The following is a 21,004-nucleotide window of genomic DNA, read 5'->3' as shown; positions in this document are numbered from 1 at the left end:
AGAGGCCAGTCGGGGTGTAGCGCAGCCTGGTAGCGCGTCTGTTTTGGGTACAGAAGGCCGTGAGTTCGAATCTCGCCTCCCCGACCATTTCACCAAATCTATAGAATTACCTCTCAACCTGAGAGTGCCAGATTCGCGGTCACATTGTGGATTCTGCGGGTGTTTGCGTGCTTTGCATGGGTGAATCATGCCTATCTGTGGTTCTGCAATTCCATACCCCGCGATATCCTTTGACTGACAAAACTATCCTTTTGGGACCGCCAAAAAGGTAAGGCCAAAGAGCGGTTTCGAGTGCGCTTGTTGCACTGAGTTGCGTAAAACGTCGTAGATTAAGGAAAAATTGAAAACGTTAACGGACAACGTCTTTTTCAAGGCCTGATTGCATGAATCACCGACTCTCACGGGCCTGTGATTAGGGGGATTGATGCAACCCCAAATGTCGAAATCCCGCGATAAAAAATCCGTTGACCATGTAGTGCTGCCTACGCCAGATTGTGCTGGCAAGGCGGTCGCCCACTAGATTTGGTGGCCCATGCAGCGGCAGGCAGACAAGCTCGCTCTTCGTTCTTTGAGGGGCCAGCGCGCCAGAGGCCAACACAAGAAAAGCAACGCAGCGGTTCAAACACCGCGACCCGCCATCCGGCGGGCTGGATAGATTTTGCCGACACGGGGCACTTTATGAAGATCGAACGCAAATTCACCAAAGCCGGACAAGACGCCTATTCCGAATTGGAATTCGTGCTTACCACTTCTGAAATCCGCAATCCCGATGGGACCGTGGTCTTCAAGTTGGATGAGGTGGAGGTTCCTGCGAAGTGGAGCCAAGTCGCCAGTGACGTGATTGCGCAGAAGTACTTCCGCAAAGCGGGTGTGCCGTCTGCGACCAAGCGAGTCAAAGAAAAGGGCGTGCCAGAGTTCCTGTGGCGCTCCGTGCCAGCAGATGACGCGGTAATGGGCGGTGAGACTAGCGCCAAGCAAGTGTTCGACCGTCTGGCTGGCGCTTGGACCTATTGGGGCTGGAAGGGTGGCTACTTTACCACCGAAGAGGACGCGCAGGCCTATTTCGACGAGATGCGTTACATGCTGGCCCGCCAGATGGCCGCGCCGAACAGCCCCCAGTGGTTCAACACCGGTCTGCACTGGGCCTATGGCATCGACGGTCCTAGCCAGGGCCACTTCTACGTGGACTACAAAACCGGCAAGCTGACCAAATCGGACAGCGCCTATGAACACCCGCAGCCCCATGCCTGCTTTATTCAGTCGGTCAGCGATGATCTGGTCAACGAAGGCGGCATCATGGACCTGTGGGTCCGCGAGGCGCGTCTGTTCAAATACGGCTCAGGCACTGGCACCAACTTCAGCAGTCTGCGGGGCGAGGGCGAGGCTTTGTCCGGCGGCGGTAAGTCATCGGGACTGATGGGCTTCTTGAAAATCGGCGACCGTGCGGCTGGCGCGATCAAGTCGGGTGGCACCACGCGCCGCGCGGCCAAGATGGTGATCTGTGATGCAGACCACCCCGATATCGAAGACTTCATCAACTGGAAGGTCAAAGAAGAGCAGAAGGTCGCCAGCATCGTTGCCGGCTCCAAGATGCACGAGGCCCGCCTGAACGAGATTTTTGCTGCGATCCGTCAGTGGGATGGCAGCACCGAAGATGCGGTTGATCCCGCCAAGAATGACGCACTGAAATCCGCCATCCGCGGCGCCAAAAAGAACGCAATCCCCGAGACTTACATCAAGCGTGTGCTGGACTACGCCAAGCAGGGCTACAGCAGCATCGAGTTCCCGACCTACAACACCGATTGGGACAGCGAAGCCTATGCGAGCGTTTCGGGCCAGAACTCGAACAACTCGGTTCGCGTGACCGATGCGTTCCTGCAGGCGGTCAAGGATGATGCGGATTGGGAGCTGATCCGCCGCACTGACGGGACCGTGGCCAAGACCATCAAGGCCCGCGAGCTGTGGGAACAGATCGGTCACGCCGCATGGGCCTGTGCCGATCCGGGTATCCAGTACCACGACACCGTCAACGCGTGGCACACGTGCCCCGAGGACGGCTCGATCCGTGGCTCGAACCCGTGCTCGGAATACATGTTCCTTGACGATACCGCATGTAACCTCGCGTCGATGAACCTGTTGCAGTTCTACAAGGACGGGCAGTTCCAAGTCGAAAACTACATGCACGCCTCGCGTTTGTGGACCCTGACGCTGGAAATCAGCGTGATGATGGCGCAGTTCCCATCCAAGGAAATCGCGCAGCTGTCCTATGACTTCCGGACCTTGGGTCTGGGCTACGCCAACATCGGCGGTCTGCTGATGCAGATGGGCTACGGCTACGACAGTCCCGAGGGCCGCGCGATGGCTGCCAGCCTGACCGCGATCATGACCGGCGTATCCTATGCGACTTCGGCCGAAGTGGCGGGCGAGCTGGGGACCTTCCCCGGATATCAGCGCAACGCACAGCACATGCTGCGTGTCATCCGCAATCACCGCAATGCCGCCCACGGCAACGCTGATGGCTACGAAGATCTGGCCGTGAAGCCGGTGCCGCTGGACATTGCAAACTGCCCCGATCCGCGCCTGACCGCCATTGCAGCCAGCTGCTGGGACGAGGCTCTGCGTCTGGGGGAACAGCACGGCTACCGCAACGCACAGGCCACTGTGATCGCGCCCACGGGCACCATCGGTCTGGTTATGGACTGCGACACCACCGGGATCGAGCCTGACTTTGCGCTGGTGAAGTTCAAGAAGCTGGCCGGTGGTGGCTACTTCAAGATCATCAACCGCTCGGTGCCGTCGGCCTTGGAAAAACTGGGCTACACTAGCGCGCAGATCGAAGAGATCGTCGCTTATGCTGTGGGGCATGGCAGCCTTGGCAATGCGCCCGGTGTGAACCACACAAGCCTGATCGGGCACGGCTTCGGCAATGCCGAGCTGGAGAAGATCGAGACCGCGCTGGCGACCGCCTTCGACATCCGTTTCGTGTTCAACCAGTGGACGCTGGGAGAGGCCTTCTGCAAGGACGTTCTGGGCATTCCGGCGCCGAAGCTGGTCGACCCCACCTTCGACCTGCTGCGCCACCTCGGCTATACCAAAGCAGAGATCGACGCGGCCAACGATCACGTCTGCGGGACCATGACGCTAGAGGGTGCGCCACATCTGAAAACCGAGCATTACAGCGTGTTCGATTGCGCCAACCCCTGCGGCAAGAAGGGCAAACGCTACCTTAGCGTCGAGAGCCACATTCGCATGATGGCGGCGGCACAGAGCTTCATCTCTGGCGCGATCTCCAAGACCGTGAACATGCCCAACGACGCCAGCATCGAAGACTGTCAGAAGGCTTATGAGCTGTCGTGGGAGTTGGGGGTAAAGGCGAATGCGCTCTACCGTGATGGCTCGAAGCTGAGCCAGCCGCTGGCCGCTGCTTTGGTCGAGGATGACGATGATGCCGCCGAAGTGCTGGAAACCGGCACGCCGCAGGAAAAGGTCGCTGTGATCGCCGAAAAGATCGTCGAGAAAATCGTGGTCAAAGAAGTCATCAAGACTCAGCGCACCAAGCTGCCCGAGCGCCGCAAGGGCTACACCCAGAAAGCGATCGTGGGCGGCCACAAGGTCTATCTGCGCACCGGCGAATATGGCAATGGCAATCTCGGCGAGATTTTTATCGACATGCACAAAGAGGGTGCCGGCTTCCGCGCGATGATGAACAACTTCGCCATCGCAGTGTCCGTTGGCCTCCAGTACGGGGTGCCGCTCGAGGAGTTCGTGGACGCGTTCACGTTTACCAAATTCGAGCCCTCGGGACTGGTGCAGGGCAACGACTCGATCAAGAATGCAACCTCAATTCTGGATTACATTTTCCGCGAATTGGCGGTGAGTTATCTGGATCGGACCGATCTGGCGCACATCAAACCCGAAGGCGCGTCCTTTGACGATCTGCACCGCGGCGACGAGCAGGACAAACGCAACTTCCGCGAGGTTCCAGAGAGCCGTGGCAACGACCCGCTTGAGGTTCTGAAGCAGATCAGCTCGTCGGGATATCTGCGCAAGCGTGTACCCGCTGAACTGGTTGTTTTGCGTGGCGGCGGAGATATCCACAGCGAATCCGTTGACTCCAAAACTGAGTCACTTCAAGCCCTTACAACCCTCGCGCCCGAGGCCGACTCAGCTCCTGCTGTGGGAATCGATGCGCGAGCAAAAGCAAAGATGCAGGGCTACGAAGGCGAGGCTTGCGGGGACTGTGGAAACTACACCCTCGTACGGAATGGCACCTGTATGAAGTGCAATACTTGCGGCGCAACAAGCGGCTGTAGCTAACGCCTGCCAACCCTTGGCAGGGCGGCAGGCACGCCCCGCCAAGGTGTTGGACACAAGGCAGTTCGGAACGCAGACCACCGCGTTTCGTAAAAGAAAACAACAGGGTGAGGGTCTGCTGCGGCGGGCCCCATGAAAGAAGAGACACATGCAGTTGGTTTTTGACATCGCCGGTCACGCTTGCATTGCCGAACGCGTCGAGATGCGCGGCAATACGATCGAAGCCGATTTCGCTGCCGACGCCGAGGGCCCCTTGGCCGAAGCGTTGGACGATCGGATGGTGATCTTGCTGAGTGATGATGGCGGGCGTGTCGCGGTGACGTATTCGGTTCTGGAGTACCACACCAACGGCGGCGGTGCGTGCTGCACCGCGCGGTTTTCGGTCAACACGGCAAAGCGCGTGCTGCACTGAGCCACGGGATTATCGCGGGCCCCCCGAATGGGCTGCGCGGTGATGGGCAACGACCCACAAACTGGCGTTCCGGAGCGGATGCGTTCGCTCCTTAACGCGAACTGGGACGCAGGCAAAAACTAGAACGGGCGGTACATAATAACGAGCCCGGTTCCGCGAACCTTGGGGGTGTTTCGGCACCCCCAATTTTTTTGCCCAAACTTTAGCGCGGTAGCGGCTGTTGCACCGCGAGCACGGTAGAAGGTCTCATAGACGCAACCACGAAGGCTTGTTTTGCTGCATTGCAATTACAAGTATAGGAGCGTCTGTTACGAGTTCCACATCGCCAGAGGGTCACCGGAATGTCGCATTCACAGCAATCGGGGTACATCGTCTGTCCCCATTGTGATGCGCTCTATGTGCAGCATACCCCCGAGTTCGGGGAGCGCGCGGTCTGCACGCGCTGCCGGACGGTGCTGATCGCGCCGCGCCGCAATGCTTTTATCCGTATTCTGGCGCTGTCCGTGACGAACCTGATCCTCGTGATCGCGGCGCTCTTTTTGCCGTTTCTACAGATTAGCCGCGCTGGGTTTCATAACGAGACATCTGTCATGGACGCGGTGCTCGCGTTTTCGGACGGCCCGCTCTTTGTCCTGTCGTTGGCCGTTGGTGCGCTGATCGTGTTGGTTCCGATGATGCGCATGCTCCTGACGCTCTATGTGCTGGGGCCGATGGTGGCGGGCAGGGCGCCTGCGCGTGGCGCGGCCAAGGCCTTTCGCCTGTTCGAGGCGCTAAAGCCTTGGTCTATGGCGGAAATCTTTGTTCTGGGCTGCGGCGTGGCGCTCGTCAAAGTAGCTGCCTTGGCGCAGGTTCATTTGGGTTCGGCCTTTTGGATGATGGGCGTGCTGGTGATCGTGGTACTGCTGCAGGACAATATGATGTGTCGTTGGTCGGTCTGGAACGCTCTGGAGAAGCGGTCATGAGCGATCACTCTGATATCCCCTCGGCGCGCAGCCGTGGCATGCTAGCTTGCACGCGTTGCGGGGCCGTTTGGCCGATCGCGGCCGAGGGTACAGATTGCGACCGCTGCGGGCACACCCTGCATTCGCGAGACACCAAGTCCCTGCAGAAGGTTTGGGCATGGTGGATCGCAGGCGTCATGGCCTACATTCCCGCGAACCTAGAGCCGATGCTCAAGACACGCACGCTGGTGATGGAATCCGAGTCCACCATCGTCGAAGGGGCGTTTGACTTGATCCACCACGGCGACATCCCCGTTGCGCTGATCATCCTGATTGCCTCGGTCGGGATCCCAGTCGCGAAATTCGGTGCCATCGCCTATCTGGCGTTTTCCGTGAACCGGCAAGCGAAGCTTTCAGCGCATGGGCGTCAGCACCTGTATGAACTGGTCGAATATATTGGGCGTTGGTCCATGATCGACGTCTTTGTCGTCGCGATCCTGTCTGCGCTTGTGCAGCTGAATGCGGCGGCGCAAATCTCTCCGGGGCCAGCGGCGCTGACCTTTGCCCTGTCGGTGATCTTTACCATGCTGTCAGCACAAAGCTTTGACAGCCGCATGATATGGGACACTGACCCCGCCCCAAACGATCCTACCAAGAAAGACCCCCATCTTGAGCGACACTGACACCCCCACCTCTGTCACCATCGAAAGCGCGCGCACCAGTTTGTGGGAGCGCGCCTCGGTCGTCTGGCTGGTTCCTATGGGCGCATTGATCATCGCGCTGGCGATTGCGTGGAACCACTGGCAGTCTCGCGGCCCACTGATCGAGATCACCTTTTCCAACGCTTCCGGCATTCGGGCGGGCGAAACCGAGGTGCGGTTCCGCGATGTGACCGTTGGTTTGGTCGAGCATCTGACACTCGAAGGGGACATGAAGAATGTCACAGCCGAAGTGCGCTTGGACAAGGACGTGGCAGAGTACGTCGATGATGGCGCCGTGTTCTGGGTCATCCGCCCAGAGGTGACGACGCGCGGTGTGTCCGGCCTTGATACCGTTCTCTCTGGCGTCTTTATCGAAGGGGATTGGGACAGCGAAATTGGCGCATCGCAAACGGAATTTGTCGGGCTCGAGAACGCTCCGTTGCTCAGTCCAGGCGAAGAGGGCCTGCGTTTGACCATGCGCGCTGTGGGCGAGGACGGGCTGAGCGGAGATTCTCCGATCTTGTATCGCGGGATCGAAGTCGGCGCGGTAGGCCCGTCGCGGATCGGCAATGACGGCTCGACCGTTTTGGCGGATGCTGTGATCTTTGCCCCGTATGACAAGCTGATCACCTCGACCACCCGTTTCTGGAATGCCTCTGGTTTCTCGCTCAGCTTCGGTCCAGAAGGCGCGTCGGTGGATTTCGACACCATTTCGACCCTGATCGCGGGCGGTATTACCTTTGACACAGCGGCCTCTGGCGGCGTGCCCGCGCAGGACGGAGACCGCTATGATCTGTTCGATGACGAAAGCGAAGCGCGCGCCAGCCTGTTCTCGCGCGCCGAAGGGCCCGAGTTCGAGCTGACGCTGGTGTTCGATGACAACGTTTCTGGTCTGCGCCCTGACGCGTCTGTAGAGCTTAGTGGTCTGCGTGTGGGGCGGATCACCAACCTGACCGGCCTCGTGGACCCTGACCGCTTTGGCGACAACCGTGTGCGCCTGCTGGCCACCATGGCTTTGCAGCCCGAACGGCTCGGCCTTGGCGAAGATGGTATGGACCCGATCGAGTTTCTACAGCGGAGCGTTGCCGAAGGCATGCGCGCGCGGCTGACCAATGCGTCGCTGCTGACAGGCGGGCTCAAGGTGGATCTGGTGACGCTCGAAGATGCGCCGGACGCGACGCTTGATCTGGATGCAGAACCCTATCCCGTCTTCCCGACAGCGCCGCCGGAACTGACCGATGTGGCCGCGACTGCCGAAGACATGTTCAACCGCGTCAACAACCTGCCCATCGAAGAGTTGCTGCAATCTGCCATCGACTTTTTGAATGGTGCCACCTCGCTTGTGGCGAACGAAGATACCCAGTCCACACCCAAAGACATTCGCGCTTTGCTTGGCGATATCCGCGGGCTTGTCGGGTCCGATGAAGTGCAGGCGGTGCCAGAGCAGCTCAGCACCTTGATGACCCAGCTTGGCGGTGTGGCGACCGAACTCAACACCACCATCCAGCAGTTGAACGAAGCGCAGTTGGTGTCGACGCTCAGTGAAACGCTGGTCTCACTGCAAGGGACGGTCGAGCGCGCAAATGCCTCGATCGACGGTGTTCCGCAGTTGGTGGAACGTGTGGATGGCGTGGTCGCCAAGCTCGAAACGGTGCCAATCGATCAGTTGACCGTCGACCTGTCCGAACTGCTCAAGGCTGTGGACCGCCTGATCGATACCCCGCAAGCGCGCCAACTGCCTGCAGACCTGTCACAGACCCTGACCGAGGTTGCCGCCGTCCTGCGCGAGTTGCGCGAAGGTGGCACTGTCGAGAACGTCAACACCACGCTGCAGTCGGCCAGCGATGCGGCGGACGCCGTGGCCCGTGCTTCGGACGAACTGCCGACTCTGGTGGACCGCCTTGGCAACCTTATCTCGCAGGCGCAAGCGACCCTGACGGGCTATGATGGCAACTCGCAGATTAACCGCGATGCGCGGACGGCCCTGCGCGCCCTGACCGAAGCGGCACGTGCCATTGATGGCCTTGCGCGCACCATTGAACGCAAACCCAACTCTCTTATTCTGGGACGTTGATTATGATCAAAGCTCTTCCGATCCTCGCTCTGGCGGCTGTCGCCGCATGTACCGCTCCCGAAGTCCGGTTGGCGACTCCGCAGATCGATAGCGACGTGTCTGTGCGCACCAGCTTTCCTTCGCTTGAAATGCGGTTGGTGAGTTTGCCCACCTATGCCAGCGCAGAAGAGATCAGCACCCAGCAAGCGGATGGTACCATCACGTCTGGGGCCTCGCTCTTGTGGGCGGATGATCCGGCGCGGGCGGTGACGCTGGCGCTGGCCCGTCACCTGTCGCAAATCACGGGCGCGACCGTCGCCCCAGAGCCTTGGCCGTTTGATGCTTATGCGGCGGGGCGTGTGGATGTGCGCTTCTCTGACATGCTCGCGCGTTCGGACAACCAATTCCAGATCGCGGGTCAGTACTTCATCGTCGATAGCGAAGGACGGGGCAGGGACCGCGCCGTTCTGTTTGACATCGCTGAACCGATCAGCGCGCCCTATGGCGCGCCCCAAGCCGCAGAAGCGCGCGCGCGTGCGATCTCGCGTCTGTCGGTTGAAATAGCCCAAAAGGGGCTCTGAGGGGGTAGGAATACATCCCTAAGCATAGATTTCCGCTCTATTTCACGAGGTTTGGATACCTCTGACGAGATGCCTTGCAAGGTCCTTGTGCGTTACGCCTGAAAAGCACTCAGTCTGCGAAAGATCGCGGACGCTGTTAGGTTTAACTGCAAGGATAACAAGAATGTCTGTGCCTGGTCCCGCTCAGCTTGAGCAAATCCTACTTAGCTCCAGTGATCTCTCTTCGGCCTCGTTGGCCACCCGTATTACCGTAGGACGCTTGCGCACCGAGGTGTCGAGCGATCCCTCGTCTCTGTCCGCGAAAATTGCAGAACTGAGCGAATTTGCGACGGCAAATGATTTTGCCGCAGCCGACTTGGCCAACATCTAATTCCGCACCCGGAGACGACCCATGAAAAATGAATTTCTGACTGTAGCCGAAGCTTCTGCACGGATCGAAGCTGGTGACGTGATGACCGTCGCAGGTGACTCTGCTCTGCTCGAGCAGTTGCCCGCAGGTAAGTGGATTGGCGGTAGCTCTGTCTACTTCGTAACCGAAACCGGCGGCGCTGTTGTGCGCGACAAAGTCTTCTGTACCACGTTCGAGGATGTGGCAGACGCCGAAGTTCGCGCGCTGGGTGCCGATGAACTGGCTGACATCTCCAAGGGCTACAAAGCGGGTGGCTTCACCGTCATGCTGATCCCCGCGTTCTCGTCGACCCACACCACCTTTGCGCAGGAAGCGCCGAACATGGGCGCGCTGTTCGCACAGCCGCTGGTCGGCTGGATTTCCGGCGTTCATCTTGACGAACTGGGCACTGCCAAGCCGATGGTTTTCGACGGCGGCAACGCAGCAGCGGTCGAAGATGGCGCAGTCTGCCTGCACATCGCACTGCCCGCAGGTGCCAAGGTCAGCACCGACATCGTCAACATCTTCAAGCAAGGTCACGACACTTCGACCACCTTCACCTTCCAGCAGACCGGCTTCACCGTGCAGACCGCTGTTGTTGATGGCAAGGAAGTGAACTTTGCCCAGTACCTGACCGAGAACAACATCGACACCCGTCTGCCGCTGGTCGCAAACTACGCGGGCGCTCTGGTAAACGTGTCGGTTCAGGCCGTCGATACCGAGAATGGTTCGGTTGCGCTGTACGCTCCGGTCATGCCCGGTGTGGAATACCAACTGGCAGCGCCTCTGACCGATTACGCGGGTACCTTTGCCGCGAACCTGGGTGACAGCGGTGTCGGCCAGTACTCCTGTAACTGCATCCTGAACTACCTCTATGGCGAACTCGAAGGCAAATCGACCGGCACCTTTACCGGCCCCGTGACCTTTGGCGAAATCGCGTACATCCTGCTGAACCAGACGCTGGTGAAGCTGGACGTACAGGCAGCGTAATTACCCCAGACTTACCGAACTCGGGTAAAGAGAAACGCCCCGCAGAGTGATCTGCGGGGCGTTTTTGTGTGTACAGCTGAGAGAACCAAGGCTTAGCCGTCGAAGTCGACTTCCTGAGTGATGCGCAGGGCGTCGTCACGCAGATCTGCCAGAGTCATCAGGTTCACGTCATCCGCGGTAAAGGTGCCCCAGCTTTCCACCAGTGCGGTGGCTTCGGTGCCGGGCGCGATGGGGTATTCGTGGTTTGCTTCGGCGTACAGCTCTTGGGCTGCGGGCGAGGTCAGGAATTCCATCAGCTTGATGGCGTTTTCCTTGTTCGGGGCCGCTTTGGTCATCGCCACGCCCGAAATGTTCACGTGGGTGCCGCCGTTATCAAACTCGGGGAAGAGCAGGCGCACACTGTTCGCCCATTCGGTCTGCTCTGCATCCTCGAGCATCTGACCCATGTAGTAGGTGTTGCCGAGGCTGATGTCGCACTGGCCGGCCCAGATCGCTTTGACCTGCGCGCGGTCGTTGCCCTCGGGTTTGCGAGCAAGGTTGGACTTCACGCCTTCGAGCCACTCTTTGGCATATTCTTCGCCGTGGTGGTGGATCATCGCAGCGGTCAGCGCCAGCATGTAGGTATGTGTGCCCGAACGGGTGCAGATGCGGCCTTCCCACTTGGGATCGGCCAGATCCTCGTAGGTGGTTACGTCTTCGTCCGCGACGCGATCCTTGGACGCGTAAACCACGCGGGCGCGGGTGGTCAGGCCCCACCAGTGACCATCGGGATCGTGGTACTGCGCGGGTACGTGCTCTTGCAGGTACTCGGTGGTGATCGGCTGGGTCACACCCGCGTTCACAACTGCCGCCAGACGCGAAATATCGACGGTAAACACCAGATCGGCGGGGGTGCGATCACCCTCGGCTTGCAGACGCTCGACCATGCCTTTGGCCAGATAGGCCATGTTCACGTCGATACCGGTTTCCTCGGTGAACGCATCCAGCAGGGGCTGCAGCAGCTCTGGCTGGCGGTAGGAATACACGTTGACCTCTTCGGCCAGAACGGGGGCGGCGGCCAAAACCGCGGCGCCTGCCATCAGAGCGGTTTTCACATTTGCGAACATATTGATCCTCCTCGCACGCGAATTTGCGCCCTTAAATCCGACCAAAGTACTCGGGTCAATACCTGACTGTAATTGTCTATTTTGCCGTCGTGGCTTTTTCCTGGGCTTTGGCGGCGTCCCACAGCTGATCCATTTCTTCTAGGGTGCTGTCTTCGGGCCGCTTGCCTTGGGCCGCGAGCGCGGCCTCGATGCTGCGGAAACGGCGCGTGAATTTCGCGTTGGTGTCGCGCAGGGCCTCTTCGGGTTCGACCCCCAAATGCCGCGCCAGATTGGCCATGACGAACAGCAGATCGCCCATTTCCTCTTTGACTTCGGCTTGGGTCAGGGTGTCCTTGGCCTCGACCAATTCACGGCATTCTTCCTGAATTTTGTCCAGAACCATGGTGGTTTCTGGCCAATCGAAGCCAACCCGCGCCGCGCGCTTTTGCAGTTTTACCGCGCGCATCAGAGCGGGCAGCGCCAGTGCCACATCGTCGAGCACACCGTCTTGTTTCTTGGCGGCGCGCTCTGCGGCTTTGACCACCTCCCAGTCCACGGTCTGCTGCTCGGCAGATTTATCCCGAGATTCGTCGCCAAAGACATGGGGGTGGCGGCTGATCATCTTTTCGCTGATGGCGTTTACCACGTCCTCGTGGGTGAACAGCCCCGCGTCTTCGGCCATCTGCGCGTGGAAATAGGATTGGAACAACAGGTCACCTAGCTCGGACTTCAATTCGTCCCATGCCTCGCGCTCGATCGCATCGCTGACCTCGTAGGCCTCTTCGATGGTGTAGGGGGCGATGGTCTTGAAGCTTTGTTCGATGTCCCAAGGGCACCCGTTTTCAGGATCGCGCAAACGGCGCATGATTTCGCGCAGACGTGCGTTGCCGCTCAGGTCGTGGATCGGATCGTGGGGCATTGCGTGTCCCTTCAGTTTCAGATTTGTTGCCAAGGTGCCGCCCCACGCCAAAGGAGTCCAGTGATGGCCGTCATTAACCGAATTGCAGATTACGCGCCCGAGATGACAGCATGGCGCCGCCATTTGCACCAGATGCCGGAACTGGGGTTCAACTGCCACAAGACTGCCGCCTTTGTCGTTGAAAAGCTGCAGGAATTCGGTGTCGACGAAATTCACGAAGGTATCGCGACCAGCGGTGTCGTGGCGATCATCAACGGCACCGGCGACGGGCCCACCATGGGGCTGCGTGCGGACATGGACGCGTTGCCTATCAAAGAGGCGACGGGCGCGGACTATGCCAGTCAGGTCGAAGGCGCGATGCACGCCTGCGGTCACGATGGCCACACCACGATGCTGCTGGGGGCGGCGCGGTATCTGGCCGAGACGCGGAATTTCGCGGGCCGTGTGGCGCTGATTTTCCAACCGGCCGAAGAGGATGGCGGCGGCGCGGGCGTCATGGTGAAAGAAGGCATTATGGAGCGTTTTGACATCGCCCGCGTCTTTGCCCTACACAACGCGCCTAACGCGCCCGAGGGGCATCTGGTCACCACACCCGGTCCGATCATGGCCGCTGTGGACACCTTTACCATTAACGTCAAAGGCAAGGGCGGCCACGCCGCGCAACCGCAAAACTGTGTTGATCCAGTCGTCGCCTCTTGCGGGATCGTGACGGCGATCCAGACGATCCTCAGCCGGAACCATCACGCGCTGGATGATCTGGTGGTTTCGGTCACGCAGATACACACCGGCAGCGCCGAGAACATCATCCCCGACAGTGCCTATATCAACGGGACGGTTCGCAGCTTTGATCCCGATGTGCAGAACATGGTCGAACGCCGCCTGAAAGAGATCGTGCAGGGCCAAGCCATCGCCTATGGCGTCGAGGCGGAACTGGATTATTTCCGCGATTACCCACCGACGGTGAATGACGCCGCGCAGACGGCCTTTGCAGCCGATGTCGCGCGTGACGTGGTTGGCGACGCGCAGGTCGACGACAGTATCGACCGCGAAATGGGGGCCGAGGATTTCGCTTACATGTTGCAAGCGCGTCCCGGGTCCTACCTGTTTCTGGGGCAGGGCGATGGGCCCGTCTGTCACCACCCCGCCTTTGACTTCAATGACGAGATTTCGCCCATCGGGGCCAGCTATTTCGTCCGTCTGGTCGAAACCGGCCAGCCCCGCACCTGAAAGGACTGACCATGGCGCTCGAAGACGCAAAGAAACAGGTTGATACGGCGTTCACTGAAAAGAACCAGCGCGGGCTGCGGTATGAGAATGCGTTCGGCGGGGCGACATCTTTCTTGCGCCGCCAGTACACCAAGGATCTGACCGGTGTGGATGTGGCCATAACTGGCGTCCCGTTCGACCAGGCAGTGACGAACCGCACAGGGACCCGCCTTGGCCCTCGCGCGATCCGCGAGGCCAGCACCCTGCAACCCTATGATCCGCCCTATGGCTGGGGCTTTGACCCGCTTTCGGAATTCGCGGTCGTGGATTACGGCGATCTGGCGTTCGACTATGCGCACACCCCCAGCTTTCCGGGCAAACTGACCACGCATATCAAGGGCATTTTGGACGCAGGTGCGGCCAGCATTACTTTGGGCGGCGATCACTACATCAGCTTCCCTATCCTGCGCGCCTATGCCGAGAAATATGGGCCACTATCGCTGCTGCATTTTGATGCACACTCGGACACTTGGGCCGACGATGACATGAGCCGCATCGACCACGGGACCATGTTCTACAAGGCGGTTAAAGAGGGGCTGATCGACCCCAAGCGTTCAGTTCAAGTCGGCATCCGCACGGTGAACGACGACAATCTTGGGGTGCCTACCATCGACGCACGCGAGGTCCATGAAACCGGCCCCGTTGCTGTGGCGAAGAAGATCAAAGACATCCTTGGCGACAACCAGACCTATCTGACTTTTGACATCGACTGTTTGGACCCTGCTTTTGCACCGGGCACCGGAACGCCTGTCTGGGGTGGTCTGACCAGCGGCCAAGCTTCGATCATTCTACGGGACATTGCGGGGATCAATCTGGTTGGAGGCGACGTGGTCGAAGTCTCTCCTCCGTTCGATACGACCGGAGCCACGGCCATCGCGGGCGCTCATGTGGCGATGGAAATTCTGGCTCTTTGGTGTTGGACGCGGCGCAAGACCGCCTAAGTTGTTCAGAAACACAGGAGCCAGCCCCCATGAAGATCGGACTTCTCATCCTTGTCCTAGCCCTCGTCGCTGTTGCGGCCCTGATGGCGTGGGTGCGACTGGCCCCAAGTGATCCGGCCCGCTGGCATGGTGCGCTGACCTTCACCAAGGACGAGGACAAAGAGGGCGCAGCTATTCGCGTTGTGCCTGCGAACGATCCCCGCGCCGCCCTTGCCGAACTGGATCGCATCGCCCTTGCGACCCCGCGCACCGAGCGGCTGGCTGGCGCGGTCGAAGAGGGTAGCGTGACCTATATCACCCGCTCGGCCTTTTGGGGATTTCCCGATTACACGACCATCACTGCGACCGAGGATCGCGTGATTCTGTTCGGTCGGCTGCGCTTTGGACAGTCTGATTTCGGCGTGAACAAGGCGCGGGTCGAGGGGTGGATTTCGCAACTGATCCCCGAGGGCACTTGACGAAAGCGCAGCCTTGGGAAACTTAGGCGGCATGGTACCTTATGAAAAACTCGAACAGATCGTACAGCGTTACGAATTCCTAGAGGCCAAGCTGTCTTCGGGAGATTTCAACGACGAGATCGCAGAGCTGTCCCGTGAATACGCACAGCTCAAGCCGGTCGTTGCCGAGATCCGCGATTACAAAACCTTGCTCGACGATCTGGCCGAGGCCGAGGCTATGCTGGCCGATCCCGACATGAAGGAACTGGCCGAAGAGGAACTGCCAGAGCTCAAGGCGCAATTACCCGAGATGGAGCACCGGATGCGCTTGGCCCTGTTGCCGCGCGATGCGGCGGACGACCGACCGGCGATCATCGAAATTCGTCCGGGCACGGGCGGGGACGAGGCGGGCCTTTTTGCGGGCGATTTGTTGCGCATGTACCAGCGCTACGCCGAAAGCCACGGCTGGAAGTTCGAGATCCTAGAGATGGCGCAGACCGAACTTGGCGGCATCAAAGAAGTCGTCGCGAACGTCAAAGGCGAGGGTGTCTTTGCCCGTCTGAAGTTCGAATCCGGTGTGCATCGCGTTCAGCGCGTGCCCGAGACCGAGAGTGGCGGGCGCATTCATACCTCGGCGGCGACTGTGGCGGTTCTGCCCGAAGCCGAAGACGTGGATATCGAGATCAACGCGAACGATTTGCGGATCGACACCATGCGCAGCTCTGGCGCGGGTGGTCAGCACGTGAACACGACCGACTCGGCGGTGCGGATCACGCACATTCCCACAGGTGTTGTCGTCACCAGTAGCGAGAAATCCCAGCACCAGAACCGCGCCATCGCGATGCAGGTCCTAAAGACGCGTCTCTTTGACATGCAGCGTCAAGCGGCGGACGCGGAACGCGCCGCTGACCGCAAGAGCCAAGTCGGCAGCGGGGATCGCAGCGAACGTATCCGGACTTACAATTTCCCGCAGGGCCGAATGACCGATCATCGCATCAACCTGACGCTCTATAAGCTGGATCAAATCATGCAAGGCGATCTGGACGAGGTGATCGACGCGCTCATTTCGGACCATCAGGCGACCCTGCTATCTGAGCTGGACGGATGACCCTGCAAGAGGCGCTGACCGCGGCCATCGCGCGACTGCGCGCTGCAGACGTGCCTGATCCTGCTGTCGATGCGCGCCGTTTGCTGGCCCATGTTGTTGGCGCGGACGCAGGACGTTTGATTCTCATGATGCACGATGCTTTGGACACCGTGCAGGCCGACGCGTTTGACACCCTGATCACACGCCGTACCGCGCGCGAGCCCGTCAGCCACCTGACCGGTGGGCGCGATTTCTATGGCCGCCGGTTCACAGTCACCCGCGATGTACTCGACCCCAGACCAGAAACCGAAACGCTGGTTTCTCTGGTTCTGGAACAACCGTTTGCGCGGGTTCTGGATTTGGGGACGGGGACCGGATGCATTGCCCTGACACTCTTGGCCGAGCGTCCCGAGGCGCGCGGCGTGGCGGTGGATCTGTCCGAACGAGCCTTGGACGTCGCGCGCGAGAACGCGGTGCGTTTGGGGGTCGAGGCGCGCTGTGACTTTCAACAGTCCGATTGGTTTGATGCGGTCGAGGGGGCGTTTGACCTGATCGTTTCCAATCCGCCTTACATCGATGCCGCCGAAATGCTTGACCTGTCGCCCGAGGTGCGCTTGCACGAGCCGGAACTGGCGCTGACCCCCGGCGCGGATGGGACGGCGCCATATACAATTATTGCGGCGGGCGCGATGACACACCTAGCGCCAATGGGGCGCGTGCTGGTCGAAATCGGTTACCGCCAAGGGCCCTCGGTCTCCGCTACTTTTGAGGGGGCAGGGTTATCCAAAGTGACCGTTCACCAGGACTTGAATGGCCACGACCGTGTCGTTTCGGCAATAAAAGAGCAGGTTTAGGCGATTTTTCGCAGGATTAAGACCCCAAAACCACGCTTTGGCCTTGCAACAGCTGGGTCAAAGTGATTACTCAAGAGTAGTCGCAGGCCGGTGCGGTCAAAGCTGCCCCCGCGATGTTAAGCCAAAAAAATAATCCTGCTCGCGGATCCCCGCCCAAAAGGCGGCAGGGTCCAGAGCACAAGGCCAATGAAGGCTGGACAGCAAAACCTATGAGATCTTCCAAATCACGGTCGCGGTCCAAATCGAACCGCAACAACCGCTCGATGGGCAATATTGTTAATCGGGTCTTCGACAGTTCGGGACCCGAAGGCAAAGTGCGCGGCACTCCTCAGCAGATTATCGAAAAGTATAATCAGCTGGCACGGGATGCGCAGTTGTCCAACGACCGCGTGGCGGCCGAAAACTTCCAGCAGCATGCTGAACACTACCTGCGCATGCTGAGCGAAGCGCAGCGCGAAATCGACGCGCGCCGCGAGCAGCAAGAGCGCGAAATGCGCGAGCGTCAGGCCGAAAAAGACCGCGAACGTGCAGAGCGTCAAGAACGCCGTGAGCGCGAAAACGCAGAATCCGGCAATGATCAGCAGCCCGAGACCCAGTCCGAGGACGCAGCACCCGCAGCCGCTGAAGCTGCGCCAGAGCAGACCCAGTCCGAAGGTCTGACGGTCGAGGCCGAAGCTGACAGCGACGATGCGGACAACGGTCTGGTTGAAACACCGGAAAGCAAAGCTTCTGAAGCACAGCCCGCCGCCGAAGAGCTTAAGCCCGCGCGCAAGCCCCGCGCGCCGCGCGCCAAAAAGCCCGCGGCTGACAAGGCAGAAGGCGAAGAGAAGCCCAAGCCAAAGCGGGCGCCGCGCAAGCCTCGGGCCAAGAAGGCAGACACCGAGGGCGGCGATGCCCCCAAAGGCGACTCTTCGAGCGACACCCCTGCGGCCGCCGAATAAGGCGCTTAAGTATCCAGAATGAAGAAAGCCCCCCGAATTTCGGGGGCTTTTGCGTTTTCAGGTCTTTTTAATTTCACGGGCGAGGGCGCAGAAACCCTCCAGACTGACTTGCTCGGCACGCTCTGTAGGTTTGATGCCTGCGGCCAGCAACCGATCTTCGATGTCCGGTGCGACCCCCTTGAGGCTAGCGCGTAGCATCTTGCGGCGCTGGTTAAACGCGGCGGCGACCACACGGCTCAGGACAGAAGGGTCGGCGGGAAAGCGCGGCTCTTCCAGAGCGGTCAGGTGCACGACAGCAGAAGAGACTTTGGGCGGTGGGCTGAACGCTTCGGGCGGCAAGTTGATCACGATGCGCGCGTCGGCCCGCCACTGGGCCAGAATAGCAAGACGCCCATAGGATTTGCTGCCAGGTGTCGCGACGATTCGTTCTGCGACCTCTTTCTGGAACATCAGGGTAAGACTGGTCCAGAACGGCGGCCACTGATGCGGCGTCAGCCAGCGCACCAAAAGCTCGGTCCCGACGTTGTAGGGTAGGTTGGCGGCCACGCGGATTGGCGGGGTCAGGTGCTCTAGCGGATTTACCTCGAGCGCGTCGCCCTCAATCACCCGAAGGCGGCCGTCATAGGCTGCGGCGACTTCGGCCAGCGCGGGAATACAGCGGCTGTCTTTCTCAATGGCCAAGACACGGCGCGCCCCTTCGGCCAAAAGGCCACGTGTCAGACCGCCCGGGCCCGGGCCGATTTCCAGCACGTCGCAGCCCGTCAGGTCGCCCGCTTGGCGCGCGATCTTGGACGTCAGATTCAAATCCAAAAGGAAGTTCTGCCCCAGCGATTTGCGGGCGTTCAACTCGTGTGTGGCGATAACCTCGCGCAGGGGGGGCAGGTTGTCGATGGCGCTCATAGCTTGGCTCCTGCGCGGGCGATGGCCATGTCGCGGGCCATCTCTAGCGCGGCGATCGTGCTGGCGGGATTGGCAAGGCCCTGTCCTGCAATGTCAAATGCGGTGCCGTGGTCCGGCGAGGTGCGGATGAACGGCAGACCAAGGGTCACGTTCACACCGGCGTCAAAGGCCAACGTCTTGATCGGGATCAACGCTTGGTCATGGTACATGCAAACCGCAGCGTCATAGCGGGCGCGGGCGGCGGGGTGGAACATGGTGTCGGCGGATAGAGGCCCTGCGATATCCAAACGCTCGGCCCGCAGTTTGTCGAGCAAGGGAATGATCATCTCGAGCTCTTGGCGGCCCATCGCGCCGTTCTCGCCCGCGTGGGGATTAAGGCCCGCGACCGCAATCCGAGGGCTTTCAACGCCAAAATCCTGAATCAGCGCGCGGTGCGTGATCCAGATGGTTTCTTCCAGAAGTTCGGGGGTCAGCTCGGTCGCGACCTGATCCAGTGCGATGTGGATGGTCGTCGGGACAACTCGCAGCTCTGGGCTGGCGAGCATCATCACCACGCGGTCGACGCCGCCCAAAGCCGCCAGATATTCGGTGTGACCCGGATAGGCAAAGCCAGCACCTGATTGCAGGACGTGCTTGTTGATCGGCAGGGTGCAAACCGCGCTGGCCTGACCGTCTTGTACCAGTTTCACGGCGCGGGCAATGACCTCGACCACGCCATGCGCGTTCTGTGCGTCAGGTTCGCCCCATGTGTTGTCTGCGGGAAAATCGTGGCGCAGGACGGGCAGGGCGGTCGCGCTGGCATGAAGCGCGTCCATTGGGTTGTGGATTTCGGTCACGGGCGTGCCAGAGGGCAGGTGCCGTGGATCGCCAATGTAGAAGAAGGGCAAACGCGCGCCCAAGGTTTCCCAGGCGCGCGCCGCGATTTCGGGGCCAATACCTGCGGGCTCGCCGCAGGTCAGGGCAATCGGTGCCAGTGTCATGGACGAACGATCCGTGCGTCAGCCTTGAGCTGGCCCAAGTAACTGTCCGCCGAGGCGCCAAGGCGCTGGTTGCGCAGGTTGTTGGCCACATCTTCGCGGCTGGCCTCTTCGTTGATCGCGGCGGTGCGGCCACACATCATCAGCAGAACCAAGGTTTGGCCGCCGTTGCGCGTGATCGCTGTGCTGGTTTCGCCCTCGTCCAGTTTCGACAGCTCGATTGCAATGTCGCTAGGGATTTGTGCGGGAGGCAGGCTGGTGCGCTCTAGGCGGGCGGGCTCCTGACCTTTGTTGATCCCATAGAGGTCGTTGCACGTGTCCGTGGTGCCCGCGATGCGCTTGGCCTCGGCCAGTGCCTCGGGGGTTTGGCCCCCGGGGATCAGGTACTGAGCGTATTCGATGGCTGCATATTCGGGTGCTGGGGCTTCGGTCTCTTCGATGCCGCGCAGCTGGAACAGCGCGATACCGTTCGGAATTTCAATCGGTTGGGTCACGTCGTTGATGCCGATCGACAGTACGATAGGGCGCAGGATCGGGGGCAGTTCGGTGATCGCCATCCACGGCATCCGGCCCCCAGACTGACGCGAAGCGGTCGCTGAGTAGTTCCGGGCCGCTGCCGAGAATTCGGCAGGCGAGGTGGTCTTGCTGACACGGTTCGCGATCTCGGTTGCTTGCTCGATTTCGCCGGGCACTTCGGGGCGCGCAGGCAGGATGATCTCGGCCAGTAGCACGCGCAGACCGCCGCCGCTGCCGGTCAAGGACATGGCGCGATCAATTTCGTCTTCGGTGACATTGGCCTGACCTGCAAACCGCTGGCGGACAACCTGACGCCACGCCAGACCGGGGACAACGAATGCCTCGAGCGTGGCAGGATCAACGCCGTCACCCGCCAGATTGGCGATGAAGTCGTCTGCGGACAGGTTCCCGCGGCTGGCCAGTTCGGCAACGCCTGCCTGAATCTCCTCGGGAGAGAGGGTGATCCCCATCTGCTCGGCCGCCTGAATTTTCAGGGCGTCGTCGATCAGCTGCTCTTCGGCGATCTGCGGGACGTTGCCAGGGGTCCCGAACGCACGCAAGAGCGTGATCCGCTGGTTCAGTTCATATCCGGTGATGGCGTCTTCGTTTACCCGCAGCACAGGTGAAAACAGCCCCTGGGCCGGAGCGAGGGCCGGCATCAGCGAAAGAAGGGTCGCGGAAATTAGCAGCAGGTTGCGCAT

Annotated in this window: 19 protein-coding genes and 1 tRNA gene; 15 read left to right on the top strand and 5 right to left on the bottom strand. The window is 60.3% G+C overall.

Going from position 1 to position 21,004, the window contains the following annotated elements:
• Positions 1–10 precede the first annotated feature (10 nt).
• The 9 genes from BM225_RS03735 (at position 11) to BM225_RS03695 (ending at position 10,380) form a co-directional block, all read left to right on the top strand.
• Positions 11–87, top strand: a tRNA-Pro gene (locus BM225_RS03735).
• A gap of 591 nt (positions 88–678) precedes the next feature.
• On the top strand, positions 679–4,317 hold the full coding sequence (locus tag BM225_RS03730; RefSeq protein ID WP_072707030.1) for a vitamin B12-dependent ribonucleotide reductase: 3,639 nt from the start codon (positions 679–681) through the stop codon (positions 4,315–4,317).
• A 145-nt stretch (positions 4,318–4,462) separates the two neighbouring features.
• Positions 4,463–4,726 carry a hypothetical protein gene (locus BM225_RS03725; protein WP_072707029.1) on the top strand — a complete coding sequence of 88 codons (264 nt, stop codon included), beginning with the start codon at positions 4,463–4,465 and terminating at the stop codon, positions 4,724–4,726.
• Positions 4,727–5,067: 341 nt separating this feature from the next.
• Positions 5,068–5,688, top strand: a complete 621-nt coding sequence (locus tag BM225_RS03720; RefSeq protein ID WP_072707028.1) for a paraquat-inducible protein A — start codon at positions 5,068–5,070, stop codon at positions 5,686–5,688.
• Positions 5,685–6,350 (top strand): paraquat-inducible protein A, encoded by a 666-nt coding sequence (locus BM225_RS03715; RefSeq protein WP_072707027.1) that lies wholly within the window; start codon positions 5,685–5,687, stop codon positions 6,348–6,350. Before BM225_RS03720 ends, BM225_RS03715 begins: the two co-directional genes overlap by 4 nt.
• Complete coding sequence (locus tag BM225_RS03710) at positions 6,337–8,442, top strand: PqiB family protein (RefSeq protein WP_092463861.1); 2,106 nt, start codon at positions 6,337–6,339, stop codon at positions 8,440–8,442. The genes BM225_RS03715 and BM225_RS03710 overlap by 14 nt, the downstream gene beginning before the upstream one ends.
• 2 nt (positions 8,443–8,444) lie before the next feature.
• Positions 8,445–9,002: a PqiC family protein gene (locus BM225_RS03705; protein WP_083595704.1), complete on the top strand. Its 558-nt coding sequence runs from the start codon at positions 8,445–8,447 to the stop codon at positions 9,000–9,002.
• Positions 9,003–9,165: 163 nt separating this feature from the next.
• The gene (locus BM225_RS03700) at positions 9,166–9,372 is read left to right on the top strand and encodes a hypothetical protein (protein WP_072707024.1); all 207 of its coding nucleotides are present in this window, start codon (positions 9,166–9,168) and stop codon (positions 9,370–9,372) included.
• 21 nt (positions 9,373–9,393) lie between these two features.
• Positions 9,394–10,380, top strand: a complete 987-nt coding sequence (locus BM225_RS03695; protein WP_072707023.1) for a DUF6976 family protein — start codon at positions 9,394–9,396, stop codon at positions 10,378–10,380.
• 92 nt (positions 10,381–10,472) lie between these two features.
• Here BM225_RS03695 and BM225_RS03690 read toward each other — a convergent pair whose 3' ends face one another.
• Both BM225_RS03690 and mazG read right to left on the bottom strand, forming a co-directional pair.
• Positions 10,473–11,486, bottom strand: coding sequence for a Fe(3+) ABC transporter substrate-binding protein (locus tag BM225_RS03690; RefSeq protein WP_092463858.1), 1,014 nt, complete (start codon positions 11,484–11,486; stop codon positions 10,473–10,475).
• Between the two features lie 76 nt (positions 11,487–11,562).
• Positions 11,563–12,384 carry a nucleoside triphosphate pyrophosphohydrolase gene (gene mazG, locus BM225_RS03685; protein ID WP_072707022.1) on the bottom strand — a complete coding sequence of 274 codons (822 nt, stop codon included), beginning with the start codon at positions 12,382–12,384 and terminating at the stop codon, positions 11,563–11,565.
• A gap of 63 nt (positions 12,385–12,447) precedes the next feature.
• On the opposite strand from mazG, the gene BM225_RS03680 reads away from it, so the two are divergent.
• The 6 genes from BM225_RS03680 (at position 12,448) to BM225_RS03655 (ending at position 17,910) form a co-directional block, all read left to right on the top strand.
• Positions 12,448–13,611 (top strand): M20 aminoacylase family protein, encoded by a 1,164-nt coding sequence (locus tag BM225_RS03680; protein ID WP_072707021.1) that lies wholly within the window; start codon positions 12,448–12,450, stop codon positions 13,609–13,611.
• An 11-nt stretch (positions 13,612–13,622) separates the two neighbouring features.
• Positions 13,623–14,591, top strand: coding sequence for an agmatinase (speB, locus tag BM225_RS03675; protein ID WP_072707020.1), 969 nt, complete (start codon positions 13,623–13,625; stop codon positions 14,589–14,591).
• Positions 14,592–14,620: 29 nt separating this feature from the next.
• Complete coding sequence (locus BM225_RS03670; RefSeq protein WP_072707019.1) at positions 14,621–15,049, top strand: DUF1499 domain-containing protein; 429 nt, start codon at positions 14,621–14,623, stop codon at positions 15,047–15,049.
• A 31-nt stretch (positions 15,050–15,080) separates the two neighbouring features.
• Positions 15,081–16,136, top strand: a complete 1,056-nt coding sequence (gene prfA / locus BM225_RS03665) for a peptide chain release factor 1 (protein WP_072707018.1) — start codon at positions 15,081–15,083, stop codon at positions 16,134–16,136.
• Positions 16,133–16,969 (top strand): peptide chain release factor N(5)-glutamine methyltransferase, encoded by an 837-nt coding sequence (gene prmC, locus BM225_RS03660; protein WP_072707017.1) that lies wholly within the window; start codon positions 16,133–16,135, stop codon positions 16,967–16,969. Before prfA ends, prmC begins: the two co-directional genes overlap by 4 nt.
• A gap of 209 nt (positions 16,970–17,178) precedes the next feature.
• Positions 17,179–17,910: a DUF4167 domain-containing protein gene (locus BM225_RS03655; protein ID WP_072707016.1), complete on the top strand. Its 732-nt coding sequence runs from the start codon at positions 17,179–17,181 to the stop codon at positions 17,908–17,910.
• A 57-nt stretch (positions 17,911–17,967) separates the two neighbouring features.
• Here BM225_RS03655 and rsmA read toward each other — a convergent pair whose 3' ends face one another.
• Genes rsmA through BM225_RS03640 form a run of 3 tightly spaced genes read right to left on the bottom strand, consistent with a single transcriptional unit; the run spans position 17,968 to position 21,004 of the window.
• Complete coding sequence (gene rsmA, locus BM225_RS03650; RefSeq protein ID WP_072707015.1) at positions 17,968–18,810, bottom strand: 16S rRNA (adenine(1518)-N(6)/adenine(1519)-N(6))-dimethyltransferase RsmA; 843 nt, start codon at positions 18,808–18,810, stop codon at positions 17,968–17,970.
• Entirely contained in the window at positions 18,807–19,790 is a 984-nt protein-coding gene (pdxA, locus tag BM225_RS03645) for a 4-hydroxythreonine-4-phosphate dehydrogenase PdxA (RefSeq protein WP_072707014.1), read from the bottom strand. The genes rsmA and pdxA overlap by 4 nt, the downstream gene beginning before the upstream one ends.
• Positions 19,787–21,004, bottom strand: coding sequence for a peptidylprolyl isomerase (locus tag BM225_RS03640; RefSeq protein ID WP_072707013.1), 1,218 nt, complete (start codon positions 21,002–21,004; stop codon positions 19,787–19,789). Before BM225_RS03640 ends, pdxA begins: the two co-directional genes overlap by 4 nt.

Source organism: Donghicola eburneus (assembly GCF_900115865.1).
In the GTDB taxonomy this organism is placed as follows: Bacteria; Pseudomonadota; Alphaproteobacteria; order Rhodobacterales; family Rhodobacteraceae; genus Donghicola; species Donghicola eburneus.
The sequence above is the reverse complement of the archived record's forward strand: the minus strand, read 5'-3'. Positions and strand labels throughout refer to the sequence as shown.